This window comes from Mesorhizobium sp. M8A.F.Ca.ET.218.01.1.1 (assembly GCF_004791165.1).
GTDB lineage: Bacteria > Pseudomonadota > Alphaproteobacteria > Rhizobiales > Rhizobiaceae > Mesorhizobium.
Genome location: NZ_SRUZ01000004.1, coordinates 320,081 through 336,208, shown reverse-complemented (window position 1 = coordinate 336,208; position 16,128 = coordinate 320,081). Strand labels below are relative to the sequence as shown.

The 16,128-nt window shown below is 63.2% G+C and carries 14 protein-coding genes; 4 read left to right on the top strand and 10 right to left on the bottom strand.

Going from position 1 to position 16,128, the window contains the following annotated elements:
• Positions 1-17: 17 nt before the first annotated feature.
• Genes kynU through EN861_RS17645 form a run of 4 tightly spaced genes read right to left on the bottom strand, consistent with a single transcriptional unit; the run spans position 18 to position 4,055 of the window.
• Entirely contained in the window at positions 18-1,265 is a 1,248-nt protein-coding gene (kynU, locus tag EN861_RS17660) for a kynureninase (protein WP_127872563.1), read from the bottom strand.
• Between the two features lie 34 nt (positions 1,266-1,299).
• Entirely contained in the window at positions 1,300-2,223 is a 924-nt protein-coding gene (locus EN861_RS17655; RefSeq protein WP_127279653.1) for an ABC transporter permease, read from the bottom strand.
• Between the two features lie 5 nt (positions 2,224-2,228).
• Positions 2,229-3,008, bottom strand: coding sequence for an ABC transporter ATP-binding protein (locus tag EN861_RS17650; protein WP_127872482.1), 780 nt, complete (start codon positions 3,006-3,008; stop codon positions 2,229-2,231).
• 60 nt (positions 3,009-3,068) lie between these two features.
• Positions 3,069-4,055 carry an ABC transporter substrate-binding protein gene (locus EN861_RS17645; protein WP_127280509.1) on the bottom strand — a complete coding sequence of 329 codons (987 nt, stop codon included), beginning with the start codon at positions 4,053-4,055 and terminating at the stop codon, positions 3,069-3,071.
• A 153-nt stretch (positions 4,056-4,208) separates the two neighbouring features.
• On the opposite strand from EN861_RS17645, the gene EN861_RS17640 reads away from it, so the two are divergent.
• Together EN861_RS17640 and lexA are read left to right on the top strand one after the other, a co-directional pair.
• Complete coding sequence (locus EN861_RS17640; protein ID WP_127280510.1) at positions 4,209-4,982, top strand: GntR family transcriptional regulator; 774 nt, start codon at positions 4,209-4,211, stop codon at positions 4,980-4,982.
• Positions 4,983-5,392: 410 nt separating this feature from the next.
• Positions 5,393-6,136: a transcriptional repressor LexA gene (lexA, locus tag EN861_RS17635; protein WP_127280511.1), complete on the top strand. Its 744-nt coding sequence runs from the start codon at positions 5,393-5,395 to the stop codon at positions 6,134-6,136.
• Here the strand turns inward: lexA and EN861_RS17630 are convergent.
• Positions 6,130-8,586: a ComEC/Rec2 family competence protein gene (locus tag EN861_RS17630; protein ID WP_127872483.1), complete on the bottom strand. Its 2,457-nt coding sequence runs from the start codon at positions 8,584-8,586 to the stop codon at positions 6,130-6,132. The genes lexA and EN861_RS17630 overlap by 7 nt on opposite strands.
• 103 nt (positions 8,587-8,689) lie before the next feature.
• Between EN861_RS17630 and gltX the strand changes: the two genes are divergently transcribed.
• Together gltX and gltA are read left to right on the top strand one after the other, a co-directional pair.
• Complete coding sequence (gene gltX, locus EN861_RS17625; RefSeq protein WP_127279455.1) at positions 8,690-10,114, top strand: glutamate--tRNA ligase; 1,425 nt, start codon at positions 8,690-8,692, stop codon at positions 10,112-10,114.
• Between the two features lie 183 nt (positions 10,115-10,297).
• Positions 10,298-11,620: a citrate synthase gene (gene gltA, locus EN861_RS17620; RefSeq protein WP_015317794.1), complete on the top strand. Its 1,323-nt coding sequence runs from the start codon at positions 10,298-10,300 to the stop codon at positions 11,618-11,620.
• Between the two features lie 42 nt (positions 11,621-11,662).
• Here gltA and lpxB read toward each other — a convergent pair whose 3' ends face one another.
• Genes lpxB through lpxD form a run of 5 tightly spaced genes read right to left on the bottom strand, consistent with a single transcriptional unit; the run spans position 11,663 to position 16,076 of the window.
• Complete coding sequence (gene lpxB, locus EN861_RS17615; RefSeq protein WP_127279456.1) at positions 11,663-12,835, bottom strand: lipid-A-disaccharide synthase; 1,173 nt, start codon at positions 12,833-12,835, stop codon at positions 11,663-11,665.
• Positions 12,825-13,727 (bottom strand): UDP-2,3-diacylglucosamine diphosphatase LpxI, encoded by a 903-nt coding sequence (gene lpxI / locus EN861_RS17610; RefSeq protein WP_245512046.1) that lies wholly within the window; start codon positions 13,725-13,727, stop codon positions 12,825-12,827. The genes lpxB and lpxI overlap by 11 nt, the downstream gene beginning before the upstream one ends.
• On the bottom strand, positions 13,714-14,547 hold the full coding sequence (lpxA, locus tag EN861_RS17605) for an acyl-ACP--UDP-N-acetylglucosamine O-acyltransferase (protein ID WP_135864626.1): 834 nt from the start codon (positions 14,545-14,547) through the stop codon (positions 13,714-13,716). Before lpxA ends, lpxI begins: the two co-directional genes overlap by 14 nt.
• A 13-nt stretch (positions 14,548-14,560) precedes the next feature.
• Complete coding sequence (fabZ, locus tag EN861_RS17600) at positions 14,561-15,028, bottom strand: 3-hydroxyacyl-ACP dehydratase FabZ (RefSeq protein WP_015317790.1); 468 nt, start codon at positions 15,026-15,028, stop codon at positions 14,561-14,563.
• Positions 15,021-16,076 (bottom strand): UDP-3-O-(3-hydroxymyristoyl)glucosamine N-acyltransferase, encoded by a 1,056-nt coding sequence (gene lpxD / locus EN861_RS17595; protein ID WP_135864624.1) that lies wholly within the window; start codon positions 16,074-16,076, stop codon positions 15,021-15,023. Before lpxD ends, fabZ begins: the two co-directional genes overlap by 8 nt.
• Between the last annotated feature and the right edge of the window lie 52 nt (positions 16,077-16,128).

The window sequence follows — 16,128 nt, the reverse complement described above, 5'->3', positions numbered from 1 at the left end:
GGAATTGCGCCGACGCTTCAGGTCACCGCGGTCTTGACCGCGAAGCGCGCGTCCTTCCACGCGCCGGTGCGCAGGATATCTTCCAACACCCCGACCGCCTGCCATACATCGGCGTAACCGACATAGAGCGGCGTGAAGCCGAAGCGGATCGTCGATGGCGCACGGAAATCGCCGATCACGCCGCGCTCGATCAGCGCCCGCATCACCTGGTAACCGTTGGGGTGGAGGAACGAAACCTGGCTGCCGCGCTGCTTGCCATCGCGCGGGCTTTCCAGCTCCAGGCCGTAAGCGCCGCATCTGGTCTCGACGAGTTGGATGAACAGGTCGGTGAGCGCGATGCTCTTGTTGCGCACTGTCGCCATGTCGACATCGTCCCAGATATCCAGCGCCCCCTTGAGCGCCCGCATCGACAAGACCGGTTGCGTGCCGCACAGGAAGCGACGGATGCCGCTGCCGGCCGCATAACCCTGCTCGAAGGCGAAGGGCCGCGCGTGGCCCCACCAACCGCTGAGCGGCTGCTGGACTTTGTCGTGATGACGCGTGGCGGCGTAGATAAAGGCTGGCGCGCCCGGACCACCATTGAGATATTTGTAAGTGCAGCCGATGGCGAAATCCGCATTGGCGCTGTCGAGTTCGACCGGCAAGGCGCCGGCGGAATGGCAGAGATCCCAGACGATCAGCGCGCCGACCTGATGGGCCTTGCATGTCAGTGCCGCCATGTCGCGCAGCTGGCCGGATTTGTAATTGACATGGTTGACCAGGATGACGGCGACACGCTCGTCGATCAGTTCCTCAATGGTCGGCGCGTCGACGCCCTCGAGCCGCAAGACAGTGCCGGGTCGCGTCGAGGCCACGCCTTCGGCCATATAGAGATCGGTCGGAAAGCTGTCGCCTTCGGCGACGATGACCGACCGGTCCGGCCGCATGCCGAGTGCGGCATGCAGCACCTTGTAGATATTGATCGAGGTCGTATCGCACACCACGGTCTGGCCGGGCGCGGCGCCGATCAGCCGTCCGAGCTGGTCGCCAAGTGCCAGCGGCATGTCGAACCAGCCGGCAGTATTCCAGGCGCGGATGAGATCCTGCGCCCACTCCTGGGTGGCAGCCTTCTGCAGCTCGTTGAAGACGGCGGGTGCCGCGGCCCCAAGCGAATTGCCGTCGAGATAGATGACGCCTTCCGGCAAAATGAACCGGTCGCGCATGGCGCGCAGCGGGTCCGCCGCATCCATGGCCTCGACGGCTGCGAAATCGAGCGGTGCACGCATCATTTGTGACATTCCCTGGTTATTCATGCCCTGGTTATTCACGGATCGCTTCGCGTGCCGGCGCGGACCCGCGGCTACGCTTGAGGCTGGGCAAGGCAAGCATGGCGAGCACGAACAGACCCGTGGCAAGCTTCAGGTCGGGCGGCGGCATGCCGGCGGCAAGGCAGAACGACACCAGCTGGTAGTAGATGATCGCGCCGGCGAAGGGCGCCAGCAGCTGGCGCCAGACCGTCTGCTTGCCGACGACGGCCTCGCCGATCATCAGCGCGGCAAGGCCGTTGATGAGGATCCCCAATCCCATATTGACGTCGGCAAATCCCTGCGACTGCACCATCAGCGCGCCGCTTGAAGCCGAAAAAGCGCTCGCCAACCCGACACCGCCTATGGTCGCGGCCCAGACATTGATGCCTTGCGCCTCGGCCATGTCGGGATTGGCGCCCACGGCACGCACGGCCGTCCCCTTCTCGGTCCTGAAGAACATGTGGAGCAGCATGAAGGCGATCAGCGCGAGAAGGCCGGCGACGACGATCTTGCTGGCGGGAAAACCCGGCCGCGCGAACGGCACCCAGTCGAACACCGTCGGCGAGCCGAAGACCGAGAGATTGGACTTGCCCATGATGCGAAGGTTGATGCTGTAGAGCATCGTCATCATCAGGATGCCCGCCAGAAGCGTGTGGATGCGGAAGCGCAGATGGATGAAGGCGGTGCAGCAGCCCGCCGCGAAGCCGGCAACGAGGGCGGCGGCGATGCCGACCAACGGCGATGCGCCGGCGGCAAGGAGGACGCCGCAGATGCAGCCGCCCAGCGGAAAGGCGCCCTCGCTGGTGAGATCGGGAAAATTCAGCATGCGAAACGGAATCATGATCCCGAGCACGACAAAGGCCAGGATCAGGCTTTGCGCCAGCGTGACCGGCATGATCGCGACGAAGCTGGCGAGAACGTCCTGAATGAAGCCCATGATGATCAGCTCGCCAGCAACATGCGGTCGGTCTTGACTGAGAAATGGCCGATCAGATCGATAACCGTGATCCTCGCCTTCTCTTCGCCTGTGACCTCCAGGAGGACGCGGCCGGCGTCGAGCATGATCACCCGGTTGCCGTAGTCGACGGCATGCTGCATGTTGTGGGTCACCATCAAAGTCGTCAGCTTCAGCGCGCTGACGGCGCGCACCGTTGCCTGCATGACGATCTCGGCCGTGCGCGGGTCGAGCGCCGCGGTATGCTCGTCGAGCAGCAGCAAGTCGGGCGATCCGCCGACCGCCATGATCAGCGACAGGGACTGCCGCTGCCCACCCGAAAGCAGGTCGACGCGGGTGTCCATGCGGTTTTCAAGGCCGAGGCCCAGTATCGACAGGCGTTCCTTGTAGGACGCGAGCCGGGTGGCGTTCAGCCCCTGGCGCAAGGTGCGCTTGCTGCTGCGCAAATCAGCCAGCAGCATGTTTTCCGCGACCGTCATGCTGGCGGCGGTGCCGCGCATCGGATCCTGGAAGACGCGGGCCAGCTTCGCGGCGCGCTTGTGCACCGGCATATCAGTCACATCGGCGCCATTGATCAGGATCTGGCCGGAATCGAGGATCAGAGCGCCGGAAATGGCGTTGAGCATGCTGCTCTTGCCCGCCCCGTTGGAGCCGATGACGATGCCGAACTCGCCAGTCGCCAATGACAGGCTGAGGCCGTCCAGCGCGATCTTCTCGTCGGCCTGGCCCCTGTAGAATACTTTGCGCGCGGATCGGATCTCGAGCATCGTTCCTCCCTGACATGAAAAGTGACGGCGCCCGCGCCGTCACCTTCATGCAGCCTGATGTCAGTCGACGATGCAGCCGCAATCTGCCATCGAGGCCGGTATCTCGATGCCGAACGCGGCCATCGCCTTGCGGGAAATCGTTGCCATGTGATCCTTGTAGGCCGGGCGCGACGGCGCGATCGTCTTGGGATCCTTGCCCTTGAGTATCTCTGCGGCGATGTCGCCGGCGTTGATGCCAACCTGCGTGTAATTGACCGCGAAGCTCGCCGGCACAGTGCCGTTGCGGACCGCGCTGTCATCGGAGTTGACGACCGGGATACCGGCCTGGCGGGCGGCGGCGGAGACAGCGGCGATCGCCGGCTGGATCAGGTTCGAGGCCGGGCCGTAGATGACGTCGGCCTTGCCGGCGAGCGAAGCGATACGTTGCTGGATGTCATTGACGTTGTCGATGCCGACCTCCACCACCTCGAAGCCAGCGGCGGGCGCCGCCGCCTTGATCTTTTCGACCAAGGCAACGTCATTGGCCTCGCCCGGATTGTAAGGCACGCCGAAGCGCTTGGCGTTCGGCAGCAGCTTCTTGGTGAAGGCCATCACCGCGGCGACGTCCTGCAGATCGCTGGCGCCGGTCATGCCTTCGTCACCTGAATCCCACGACGGCACCAGCTTGGCCGCCACTGGATCGGTGACCGCGGCAAAGACGATTGGAATGCCGGAACCGGCGAGCGCCTTCTTGGCGATCTGCGAGACCGGCGTGGTGATGGTGTAGATCAGCTTGGGCTGCTCCGCCTGCAGCTTGGCGATCATCTGCGGCACCAGCGATGCATCGAAATTGGTATGGCTTTCCGTATAGACGACGTCCTTGCCCTCGACGAAGCCATTGTCCGTCAGCGCCTTCTTGAAGCCGGCTATGGCGGCATTGAGCTGGGGGTGCTCGCCGAAATTGGCAATGCCGATGCGTATCTGGTCGGCGGCGGCACTGCCGGCGCTCACCATCAACGCGCTAGCCATGAACAAACCCGACAACCAAGCGGATTTCGACTTCAACATCATTTCCTCCCAGATTTGATCAGCGCCGCTTGCAGCGCGGCTACTGCAAACGATCATGGTCAGTCCGCCGGCTTGTGTCAAACATTATATATAATTCTTGCCATGCCCCTACATCATATATAATTTTCCCTGCCAGACGACGGATGGACCGCGATGCAGGATCAAACGAGCTCCACAAAGACGGAGGCAGCCTATCAGCTGTTGCGGCGCGATATCCTGACCACGCGCCTCATGCCCGGCGCCCCGCTCAAACTGAGTGCACTGCGCGGCACCTATGGAGTCGGCTGGACGCCATTGCGCGAAGCCTTGTCGCGGCTCGAGGCCGAACGCCTGGTCACCGCCATCAGCAATCGCGGTTTTACCGTGGCTCGGGTGTCGCGGGCCGAACTGGAGGACCTGGCGCGCGCCAGGATGGTGGTCGAGATCCCCCTGTTCCTCGAATCGATGGAGAAAGGCGGCAAGGAATGGGAAGATGCCGTGGTCACCGCCCACTACCGGCTCTCCCGTTGCAAAACCGCGGTCGACGATCCCTCGGATGCGGCGGTCGACAAATGGGACGAGAATCACGAGGCTTTCCATGCGGCGCTGCTGAGTGCCGCCACATGCGATTGGCTGTTGCGTTTCCGCTCGACGATCTCGGATCAATTGCGCCGGCATCATCGCTTTCTTGGTCTGGCGCCGACATTGCGGGCCGCGGCCGGCCTCAAGGATGGCTACGAAGAGGCGATGGAGGCGCTGCGCGAAGCGATTGCGATCGAACACCATACCGCGATCATGGAAGCGGCACTCGATCGTGACGTCGAGCGGGCCAAGGCGCTGATGGTGGCCCATATCGGCTACACCCTGCACGTCTATGTCCACAGCGAAGACAGCGGCCCGACCAAATACGCCGCCCGCGCCGGCAGCTTGAAAGCTGGTTCGGGATGACTCCGGCGCTTCCGCGACACCTATTCGCACGCGTTGGTCGGAGTGGGGCCGGACGCCTGGGTCCATCGCTGCCCCGAAGCTGCCAGTCGTTGGCGTTTTGGTTTCGTTTCGTTCCGCGAATAACGGACCGATAAATTATACAATCCGCCCGGGGAAAGCCTTCCGAACGGCTGACGCCAAACTCGGGAGCGGATGGGCCACAGGCCATTAACCATAACGATTTCAATGGGCCTGCCGATGGCGGAAAAGGTCGGCTTCTGCCCGCCGTAGCGGACAAAAAACATCCGCAGCCTTAACAAATTCATTAAACTTTAAACGGTTGCGGAACACAACTGGAACAGATAGTGTTTGTTCTGGGTTTGTTTTTTCGATTCTGGTTCAGACCTTCGTTCAATGCCTTGGGGGCCGCCATGCTGACACGCAAGCAACATGAACTGCTGATGTTCATCCACGAACGGCTCAAGGAAAGCGGGATACCGCCCTCCTTCGACGAGATGAAGGAAGCGCTCGATCTTGCCTCCAAATCCGGGATTCATCGCCTGATCACGGCGCTGGAGGAACGCGGCTTCATTCGCCGGCTACCCAATCGGGCGCGCGCGCTGGAGGTGCTGCGGCTGCCGGATTCGATCGCGCCCGGCCTGAACGCGGCAAAGAAATTTTCGCCCAGCGTCATCCAGGGCAGCCTTGGTCAAAACAATCTTGGCCGCCAGCTCAAGCCGGCGACGGCGCCTTCGCGTCTGCCCGCGGCCGGCAATGACGACGATGTGGTTTCAGCCGTGTCCATCCCGGTCATGGGCCGTATCGCCGCCGGTGTGCCGATCGATGCCATCCAGCATCAGACGCATTCGATCTCGGTGCCGCCGGATATGATCATGGGCGGCGAGCACTATGCGCTGGAGGTCAAGGGTGACTCGATGATCGAGGCTGGTATCTTCGACGGCGACACGGTCATCATCCGCAATGCGAACACGGCAAGTCCGGGCGAAATCATCGTGGCGCTGGTCGACGAGGAGGAAGCGACGCTGAAGCGGTTCCGCCGTAAAGGCGCCTCGATCGCGCTCGAAGCCGCCAATCCAGCCTACGAAACGCGTATTTTCGGGCCGGACAGAGTCAAGGTACAAGGCAAGCTGGTCGGGCTGATCAGGCGCTACTGAGCCGGTTTGCCATCGGACTTGTCTGGCTTTTTATAGGGCGGCAGCCCCCTCGCCTCGCGTGAGAATTTTCGCTGCTCGTGCCAGGGCCGGTATGGTCCGTCGACAGCGAATTCGATCACAGCCGGGGTTGTGGCCGACTGGGGATCGAAGAAGACGGCAGCACTTCCCTTGCGGGCGAGCTGCCGTTTCGTGACGACGACAACCAGCGGATTGTGGCAGGCGTCATAGGCGGTCGCGTCATTGACGACGATCAGGTCGGCGAAGGCGCAGGCTTTCCAGGTGTTCTTGCGATCCTCGACATAGGCGACGATCGCGCCGGAAGGGTGCCTGGCAAGGCAAAGGCCTTCGCGGCAATAGAACGGCGATCCCTGCGGCAGGTCGGTGGGAGCGGCAATATCGAATTGCCCGTCCGCCTTGTCGAACATTTCCGGTTTGACGATTGTTTCGGAGACCAGAGCGCGTTTCCAGTTGTCGGCCGCGAATTCGTTCGGACGTTCCCGGTTGACGGCCAGTTCGCCATTGCCGATCGGCAGTGCGACCAGCCGTGCGTCTTCCGAGATCAGCACGTCGGGCGTGCGTATGTCCGACACAGTCAACAGACCGGCAAGTGCGAATGGCAGTGCCGCGAGCCGCAGCCAGGTCGTCGCCATCGTCGCGATGACCAGCGCGACGGCCACCAGCAGCACGGATTGCTGCGAGATCAGACCTACCCCATCGATTGGCGAGCGCTCCGATATCCATGACGATACGGCGATCATCGCTGTCAGGCCTTTGCCCATCACGTAGAGAAACGGGCCGTCGGCGCCGAAGGGCATCGCCAGCGAACTGAGGACCGCAAAAGGCATGACGACCACCGACACGATCGGCATGACGGCCAGATTGGCGAACAGGCTGAGCGGCGATACGCGCTGGAAATGCCAGATGGCAAACAGCGCCGTCGCGCTGCCGGCAATGATGGAGGTCATGGCCAATCCACCTGTCGCCAGCAGGAATTTTCGCGTCAGGAACCCGGGTAGTGACCGCTTTGGCGACGGTGGCCTCGTCTTACCAGCGCGGTGGTCCGCCCAGCCGGCATAGGCGCCAACAAGGGCCGCGGTTGCCGCGAACGACATCTGGAAGCTCGGGCCGACGACCTCGTGCGGGGAAACCAGGATAACGGCGATCGCCGAGATGGCCAGGTTGCGCATGGTGAGCGCCGCGCGATCGAACAAGACGGCAATCAGCATCACCGCCAGCATGATGAAGCTGCGTTCGGCCGCAACGACGACACCGGAAATGACGAGATAGGCGGCGATCGAGAAAAGTGCGGCGGCGGCCGCATATTTCTTCACCGGCCGGCGCGCGGAAAAGTCTGGAAACAGCGCGAAGGCACCGCGCAACAGACCCATGATGGTGCCGGCGACCAGCGCCATATGCAGTCCCGAAATGGAAATGATGTGATAGATGCCGGTACGCCGCATCGCTTCGTTGATTTCATCGGGAATGCCGGCGCGCACGCCGACGATCAGCGCCGCCGCGATCTCGCCTTCGGCGCCGCCGATGCTGCCCCTGATGTGGTCGGCGATGGCTTCGCGGGCGTTTTCGATGCTTGAAAAAAGACGGGCTGGCAGCGACATCTCACCATCGTCGGTAGCGACAACCGTTGGATTGCCGAGAAAGAAGCCGCTGCCGCCGATGCCTGCGAAATAGCTGTCGAAGGAGAAGTCGTAGCTGTCCGGCCGCACCGGACCGGTCGGCGGCAGCAGTTTGGCGTAGCCTGTGATAAGCGAGCCAGCGGTCATTTCCGGCGGTATCTTGCGTGCCGAAAGCCGGACCCTTTCCGGCGCATAGCGCAATTTCGGCCGGGCGGTCGAAATCACGTCCATGGTCAACCGGATACGGCCGCTCTCCATCTCCTCGAGCGAGACCACGCGGCCGGTCAATTGAGTCGAGATTTCCGAACCCAGCATCCGGGTTCCTGCTCGCCATGTTTCGACCTTCGCCGCGAGCAGGCCCAGCGCGCACAACAGCACTGCCATGAAACACAGATGGGTTTTCGGCCAGGAACGCGAGACGAATGCACAGGTCGCCGCCAGCACCATGACCGCGACAGGCTTTGCAAAATCGGGCTCGGTCGCCAGCGAAAAGTAGCCGATCGCCCCAACCGCCAGGCAGACCGGCACCAGCAGGAAGGCGATGCCCCGGTCAAGTTCCAGCTCCGCCGCCTTGGCCAAGCCGTGGCGCAGGCGAAGCAAGGATATCCGGCCGATTTGCCGGCGCGCGCGCACGATCCTGCGTGCGGCAGGAGACGGAGTTGGCGCCGGCAAGCCCGCTTGCAACGGCTGGGTTGCGGGCGCAGCCACGAGCGGCGATGGCAGCGGGATCGCCGGAGGCGTCGCAAACAAGGACCGTTCGCTGACGCCGACAATGGCGCCCTCGCCCCGATCCGAGCCCCGGCCTCGTCCAGTCATCGGGTCTGCCCCTTGCGCCCTCGACACCCTATGCTACATGAACGCGCGAAGCGCGAAAGTCCGCGCCCTCCGCACCCAGCTTCAGACGTTTTCCGAGAGTTCCATGTCCGACAAGGTCATCACCCGTTTTGCCCCCTCGCCGACCGGCTATCTGCACATCGGCGGCGCGCGCACGGCACTGTTCAACTGGCTCTATGCCAAGCATACCGGCGGTACGATGCTGCTGCGCATCGAGGACACCGATCGGGAGCGTTCGACCGATGCGGCCACATCAGCCATTCTCGACGGCCTGACCTGGCTCGGCCTGTCATGGGACGGCGATGCGGTTTCCCAATTCGAGCGGGCGCCGCGCCATCGTGAGGTGGCCGAGGAACTGGTGCGGCTGGGCAAGGCCTATTACAGCTACGAGACTTCAGCCGAGCTCGAGGCGATGCGCGAGGCAGCACGCGCCAAGGGCCTGCCGCCACGCTATAACGGCCACTGGCGTGAGCGCGATCCGTCGGAGGCACCCGCCGGCGTCAGGGGCGCCATCCGCATCAAGGCACCGACCGAGGGCGAGACGGTGGTGCAGGATCGGGTCCAGGGCGAGGTGCGCTTCCCCAACAAGGATCTCGACGACTTCATCATCCTGCGCTCGGACGGCAACCCGACCTATATGCACGCCGTCGTCGTCGACGACCACGACATGGGCGTCACCCACATCATCCGTGGCGATGATCACCTGACCAACGCCGCCCGCCAGACCGTGATCTACAACGCCATGGGCTGGGACGTGCCTTCGATGTCGCATATCCCGCTGATCCATGGCGCCGACGGCGCCAAACTGTCGAAGCGCCACGGCGCGCTTGGTGTCGAGGCCTATCGCGCCATGGGCTATCTGCCGGAGGCCCTGCTCAATTACTTGGCGCGTCTCGGCTGGAGCCATGGCGACGACGAGATCATGTCGATCAAGGACATGATCTCGTGGTTCGACATCGGCGACGTCAACAAGGGCGCGGCGCGCTTCGATTTCGCTAAGCTCGAGGCGTTGAACGGCGTCCATATGCGCCGCATGGCCGATTCCGAATTGTTCGACATTTTCATCGCCACCTTGCCTTATCTGGAGGGCGGCCCGGCGATGGCGGCGCGCCTCGACGAGAAGAACAAGGCGCAGTTGCTGGCAGCCCTTCCGGGCCTGAAGGAGCGCGCCAAGACGCTGGTCGAGCTCGTCGACGGCGCTGCCTTCCTGTTTGCCGCGCGGCCGCTGCCGATCGACGACAAGGCGGCGCTCCTGCTCAATGACGATGCCCGCAAGATCCTGCGCGGCGCTCACGAAGCTTTGAAGTCGCTGTCGGGTGAGTGGACGGCGGCCACGGCTGAGGCCGCCATCCGCGAGTACGCCCTGACTGGCGGCCATAAGCTTGGTGCCGTGGCCCAGCCGTTGCGTGCTGCCTTGACCGGCAAAAGCACTTCACCGGGCGTATTCGACGTGCTGGCCGTGCTGGGGCGTGAGGAAAGCCTGGCCCGCATAGCGGATCAAATCGATTAGCAGCAAACTGGCCCAAGAAGATTGGCATTGAAAGGCGCGTTTCGCAGTGCAACATTATGTCTTGGCCCAATCTGGCACGCACCTCCTAGAATGCGGTGGCGAAGACGCGCATTGCGGTGATTTCGACGTGTCGCTCTGCGGAATTTGCCTTTGCCGGCATGAGGAAACAAGAAGGAGTTTGCAATGACCGAAGCTGCGAAAAAACTGGATGTGGGCGGCCAAGAGGCCACGGCAACGCTCGAATTCGCCGGCAAGACCCACGAATTCAAGGTGCGAAGCGGCTCGGTCGGACCTGACGTCATCGACATCGCCTCGCTCTACAGCACCACCGGCGCTTTCACCTATGACCCCGGCTTCACCTCGACGGCAAGCTGCGAGTCGGAAATCACCTTCATCGATGGTGATGCCGGCATCCTCCTGCACCGCGGCTACCCGATCGACCAATTGGCCGAACATGGCGATTTCCTCGAAGTCTGCTATCTCCTGCTCTACGGCGAACTGCCCACCAAGGCGCAGAAGGACGATTTCGATTACCGCGTGACGCGCCACACCATGGTGCACGAGCAGATGTCGCGCTTCTTTACCGGCTTCCGCCGCGACGCGCACCCGATGGCGGTGATGTGCGGCGTGGTTGGCGCGCTGTCGGCCTTCTATCACGACTCGACCGACATCTCCGACCCGTACCAGCGCATGGTTGCGTCCATGCGCCTGATCGCCAAAATGCCGACGATCGCGGCCATGGCCTACAAGTACCACATCGGCCAGCCCTTCATTTACCCGAAGAACGATCTCGGTTTCGCGGCAAACTTCCTGCATATGTGCTTTGCCGTGCCGTGCGAGGAATACAAGATCAACCCGGTGCTGGCGCGCGCCATGGAGCGCATCTTCATCCTGCACGCCGACCACGAGCAGAACGCTTCGACCTCGACCGTTCGTCTCGCCGGCTCTTCGGGCGCCAACCCCTTCGCCTGCATTGCCGCCGGGATCGCTTGCTTGTGGGGCCCGGCCCATGGCGGCGCCAACGAAGCGGCGCTCAACATGCTGGGCGAGATCGGCCATGTCGATCATATCCCGGAATTCATCGCCCGTGCCAAGGACAAGAACGATCCGTTCCGGTTGATGGGCTTTGGCCACCGCGTCTACAAGAACTACGATCCGCGTGCCAAGATCATGCAGAAGACGGCGCATGAGGTCCTGGGCGAGCTCGGCATCAAGGATGATCCGCTGCTCGACATCGCGATGGAGCTGGAAAAGATCGCGCTGACCGATCCCTATTTCATCGAGAAGAAGCTCTATCCGAACGTCGACTTCTACTCCGGCATCACGCTGAAGGCGCTGGGCTTCCCCACCACCATGTTCACCGTGCTGTTCGCGGTCGCCCGCACGGTCGGTTGGATCGCGCAGTGGAAGGAAATGATCGAGGATCCGCGCCAGAAGATCGGTCGCCCGCGCCAGCTCTACACCGGCGCGCCGGAGCGCGACTACGTACCGATTGCGAAGAGATGAGGCAATAGGGATTGGGCTGTAGGGAATAGGCCTGCCCACTGCCTACTGATTGCTCTTGATGCACCCCATCACCACCTCCGCAGCGATATCGCCGGAGGGCCTGTCGGTCGCCATCCGCCTTGCCACTTCCGCAAAGCCGTCCTTCTGCCAGGCTCGGTAGCCGGTGTCTGAAAACAGCGCCTCGAGCTGCCGCGCCAGATAGCGCGGCCGCACATATTGGTTGTAGTGCTCCGGCACCACGATCTGGTCGGCAATCAGATTGGGCAGGGCCGCACTCCACACCGTGACCAGCCCCTGGGCCATGCGCATCACCGGATCGAGCCGGTAGCACGAGATCATCGGCACGCCGGACAGCGCCAGTTCCAACGACACTGTTCCCGAGGCGATCAGTGCCGCATCGGCTTTGCCGAAGGCCTGCCATTTGCGCTCAGGCTCAAGGATGATCTCAGGCTTTTCATCCCAGCGAGCGACCGATGTTTTGATCAGGTCAGCGACATGCGGCACCGTCGGCAACAGCAGGCGCAAGCGATGTCCGCGCGCCCGCAATGCCGAGACCGTCTCACCAAACGGACCAATAAGCCGGCTCGCTTCGCCGCGCCGCGATCCCGGCAGGACGAGCAGCGTCTTGACACGATCGCCCGAGAGATCGCGCGGCTGGCCTTGCGCCTTGGCCGCGCCAAGTACGCCGGGATCATGCGTCAGGCGATGTCCGACATAGGTGCCGGGCGGGCCACCGAGGCGGCTGAGTTCCTTCACTTCGAAAGGCAGGATGCACAGTATGTGGTCGACGTAGGGCTTCATCGCCGCCGCCCTGCCCGGCCGCCACGCCCAGACGCTCGGGCAGACATAGTGGACGATCGGGATGTTCGGATCGGCGGCTCGAACCTTTTTGGCGACGCGCAGCGAAAAGTCAGGGCTGTCGATGGTGATGAGGCAGTCGGGCTTTTCAGCGGCGACGGCACTTGCCGTCTGGCTGATCCGCCGCATCAGGCGCGGCAGGTCGCGCAGGATGGCGCTGAGCCCCATCAGTGCGATCTCTGATCCGTCGAACAGCGGCGCCAGCCCAAGCGCCCGCAGATGCCGCCCGCCAATGCCGACGAGGCGCACCTCGCGCCCGGTCATGCGTTTCAGGGCCTGGACGATGTCGGCGCCAAGCAGGTCGCCGGATTCTTCGCCGGCGACGATCGCGATCTTCAGCGGCTTCTCAGCTGCCATGGGCAGGCCCCGCGGCCGGCAGGCCGATCACGAACAGACCGAGCGCATTGGCGCGCGCAACGACAGTCGGCCCTTCGAGGATCAACGAGCGGCCGGCTTCGACGGCAATGCCGGCAAGGCCGGCTTCATGCGCCGCCTCGACCGTTTGCGGGCCGATAGAGGGAAGATCGGCGCGCAGTTCCTGGCCGGGCTTGGCGCATTTAACCAGGACGCCGCGCGTTTTGCCGGCGAGCCTGCCATGGCCACGCAGTTGCTGCGTCCGCTCGAGCAGACCGCCGGTGCCCTCGATGCCTTCCAGGGCAATGACGCGACCGCCGATCGCAATAGCGGCCTGGCCGATGTCGAGCGCGCCGATGGCCTTTGCCGCCGCATGCGCCGCCTCGATGTCGCGCCAGTCCGACTTTCGCGGCACTGCCTTGGTCAGCGGCCCCTCAGTCGCGACAAGTTTCGGCACGACTTCGTGCGCGCCGACGACCTTGATGCCGCGCGCCTCCAGGCCTCGGGTCAATATCTTCAACAGGCCGTCATCGCCGCGCGCAAGCGCCATGGCGGCGGAGGATATCACAGCCAGCAGGCCGAAGCTCGGGCGCATGTCGATCAGACGCGGCCTGCGCCTGATCTCGCCGGCAAGCACGAGATGGCTGATCCGCCGGCGCCTCAGCAAGGCAGCCAGCGAGCCGATGTCTTCCAGGGCAAGGCTTTCATGCTCATAGACCGTGAGCTCGGACTGACGGTCGGCCTGGCCTTCGACCAAGATGATGACGGGCGGATGTCCGCCCTCCGCCAGCCCTTCGGCGACTTCGACCGGCAGGCTGCCGCCGCCGGCAATGATGCCGACCCTGGCGCCCGGCGCGAGAACGAAGCCTGCCGAGCTGGCCTCAGCCTTCGTCATCGGTGACGTCGCCATCGCCGCCCTTTAGCGATGGCACCGCATAGTGCCGCTTGCCGCGACTGGTGATGAAATCGATGATCTTCATTGCAGTTGGTGACGAGGCGAACTCGGCCTTGGCGAACTCGATATTCTCACCGACGGTGCGGGAGCGGTCGAAGATCGTCTTGTAGGCCTTGCGCAGCAGATAGATTTCGGAACGCGGCAAACCGGCGCGCTTGAGGCCGATGATGTTCAAGCCGCGCAAGCTGGCGCGGTTGCCGACCGCGATGGCATAGGGAATGACATCACCAACAAAAGCCGAGCACCCGCCAAGAAAGGCGTTGTCGCCAACGCGCACAAATTGATGGACGGCGCTGAGGCCGCCAATATAGACGTTGTCACCGATTTCGCAGTGTCCGCCCAGCGTCGCGCCGTTGGCGAAGGTGGCGTTCTTGCCGACGGCGCAATCATGGGCGATATGGGCGTAGGCAAGGAAATTGCCATTGTCGCCCACCGTCGTTTCGCCGCGGCTGGTGTCGGTGCCGACATGCATGGTCACGCCTTCGCGGATGGTGCAGTTGGCGCCGATGACGAGTGTGGTGCGGCCGCCCTTGTGCTTGGTATTCTGCGGCGGCGCGCCCAGGATCGCCATCGGATAGACCTTGGTCGACGCCCCGATAGTGGTAGCGCCCATCACCGAGACATGGCTGACCAGTTCGACACCGTCGCCGATCACGGCATCGGCGCTGACATGGCAGAACGGCCCAATGCGTACCCCCTGGCCGATCTGGGCGCCTTCTTCGACGACGGAGGAAGGATGGATTGACGTCTTGATTTTCATAGGCACTCGATCGTCAGTCGCCGGTGACCATCATGGCTGAAATCTCGGCCTCGGCCGCCTTGGTACCTTCGACCAGGGCTTCGCAGGCGAATTTGAGCAGGTTGCCGCGCTTCTTGATTTTCTTGACATGGATCTTCAACTGGTCGCCGGGAACGACCGGTTTGCGGAATTTTGCGTTGTCGATGGTCAGGAAATAGACCAGCGACGGTTTCGACGCCCCGAGGCTGCGAATGCAGATGGCGCCGGCCGTCTGCGCCATGGCCTCGACGATGAGCACGCCCGGCATCACCGGCTGCTCCGGGAAATGCCCCTGAAAATGCGGCTCGTTTATGGTCACGTTCTTGATGCCGATAGCGGAGTCGTCACCATCGATGTCCACGATGCGGTCGATCATGAGGAAGGGGTAACGGTGCGGCAGGAGCTTCATCAGCCCCAATATGTCAACCGCTTCCAGCGTTGTCGCCGCCACCATGTCAGCCATTGTCCTTGCCCTGCTTGCGTGCTCTGGCCATCGTGCGCAACATGGCTATCTCTCGCATGGCTTCCGCCATCGGCTGTGCCGGATAGCCACCCCATATCTCGCCGGCGGGAACATTGCTCATAAATCCACTTCTGGCGGCAAGCTTGGCACCTGTACCAATCGTCAGATGATCCGCAAGCCCGACGCCGCCGCCCATAGTGACATTGTCACCCACCACCACGGAACCGGAAATACCCGAAAGCCCGGCCACTATGCAATTGCGACCGATGCGGACGTTATGGGCGATCTGCACGAGATTGTCGATCTTTGTGCCTTGCCCAATGATCGTATCGGACATCGCGCCGCGATCGACTGTGGAATTGGAGCCGATCTCGACATCATCCTGGATGACGACGCGTCCGATTTGCGGGACCCGTTCCGGGCCCTTGGCGCCGCCGACAAAGCCAAAGCCGTCCTGGCCGATCCTGGCCCCACCATGGATGATGACCCGATTGCCGATCAGTGCGTACTGGATGCTGGCGCCCGGGCCGACATATCCGTCACGGCCGATCTGGCAGGACTGTCCGATGACGGCGTTCGGCGCAATGACGGTGCCGCTGCCGATCGAGACGCCAGGCCCGACGACGGCGCCGGCCTCGATGACGACGCCGGCTTCGACATGCGCGGTCGGGTCGACATGGGCATGCGGCGAAACGCCGGTTTCGCCAGTCATCGGCCCCGGCGTGGCGGCTGTCGGGAACAGCAGGCGCCCAACCAGCGCGAAAGCCTGTTGCGGCCGCGGATGGATCAGGACGGCGATGCCGGGAGGCGCCTTGTTCGCGAATTCCGCCGGACACAGCACCGCAGCCGCCCGCAGCGACGGCATCAGCGCGGAATTACGCCTGCCATCGACGAAGACGAGCGCGTTGGCGCCGCCTTCACTGGCTGGCGCCAACGCTTCGATCGAAACGTCGGATTGGCCCGAATCGACAAGCACCGAGCCAGTCAGATTCGCGACTTCGGCCGCCGTATACCGGCGTGATGGCGCGAAGAACACCGGATCGGTCATTCCAGAAGCTATATCCAGCTAGGTCGGAACATTTCTCCCGGATCCAAAACCC

Bases quoted from the DNA above. Each gene is read 5' to 3' on its own strand.
- lpxB (WP_127279456.1), bottom strand. From the start codon at position 12,835: ATGGCAGCTGAGAAGCCGCTGAAGATCGCGATCGTCGCCGGCGAAGAA.
- EN861_RS17645 (WP_127280509.1), bottom strand. From the start codon at position 4,055: ATGTTGAAGTCGAAATCCGCTTGGTTGTCGGGTTTGTTCATGGCTAGC.
- fabZ (WP_015317790.1), bottom strand. From the start codon at position 15,028: ATGGCTGACATGGTGGCGGCGACAACGCTGGAAGCGGTTGACATATTG.
- EN861_RS17650 (WP_127872482.1), bottom strand. From the start codon at position 3,008: ATGCTCGAGATCCGATCCGCGCGCAAAGTATTCTACAGGGGCCAGGCC.
- lpxA (WP_135864626.1), bottom strand. From the start codon at position 14,547: ATGAAAATCAAGACGTCAATCCATCCTTCCTCCGTCGTCGAAGAAGGC.
- gltX (WP_127279455.1), top strand. From the start codon at position 8,690: ATGTCCGACAAGGTCATCACCCGTTTTGCCCCCTCGCCGACCGGCTAT.
- EN861_RS17630 (WP_127872483.1), bottom strand. From the start codon at position 8,586: ATGACTGGACGAGGCCGGGGCTCGGATCGGGGCGAGGGCGCCATTGTC.
- EN861_RS17655 (WP_127279653.1), bottom strand. From the start codon at position 2,223: ATGGGCTTCATTCAGGACGTTCTCGCCAGCTTCGTCGCGATCATGCCG.
- EN861_RS17640 (WP_127280510.1), top strand. From the start codon at position 4,209: ATGCAGGATCAAACGAGCTCCACAAAGACGGAGGCAGCCTATCAGCTG.
- kynU (WP_127872563.1), bottom strand. From the start codon at position 1,265: ATGCGTGCACCGCTCGATTTCGCAGCCGTCGAGGCCATGGATGCGGCG.
- gltA (WP_015317794.1), top strand. From the start codon at position 10,298: ATGACCGAAGCTGCGAAAAAACTGGATGTGGGCGGCCAAGAGGCCACG.
- lpxI (WP_245512046.1), bottom strand. From the start codon at position 13,727: ATGACGAAGGCTGAGGCCAGCTCGGCAGGCTTCGTTCTCGCGCCGGGC.
- lpxD (WP_135864624.1), bottom strand. From the start codon at position 16,076: ATGACCGATCCGGTGTTCTTCGCGCCATCACGCCGGTATACGGCGGCC.
- lexA (WP_127280511.1), top strand. From the start codon at position 5,393: ATGCTGACACGCAAGCAACATGAACTGCTGATGTTCATCCACGAACGG.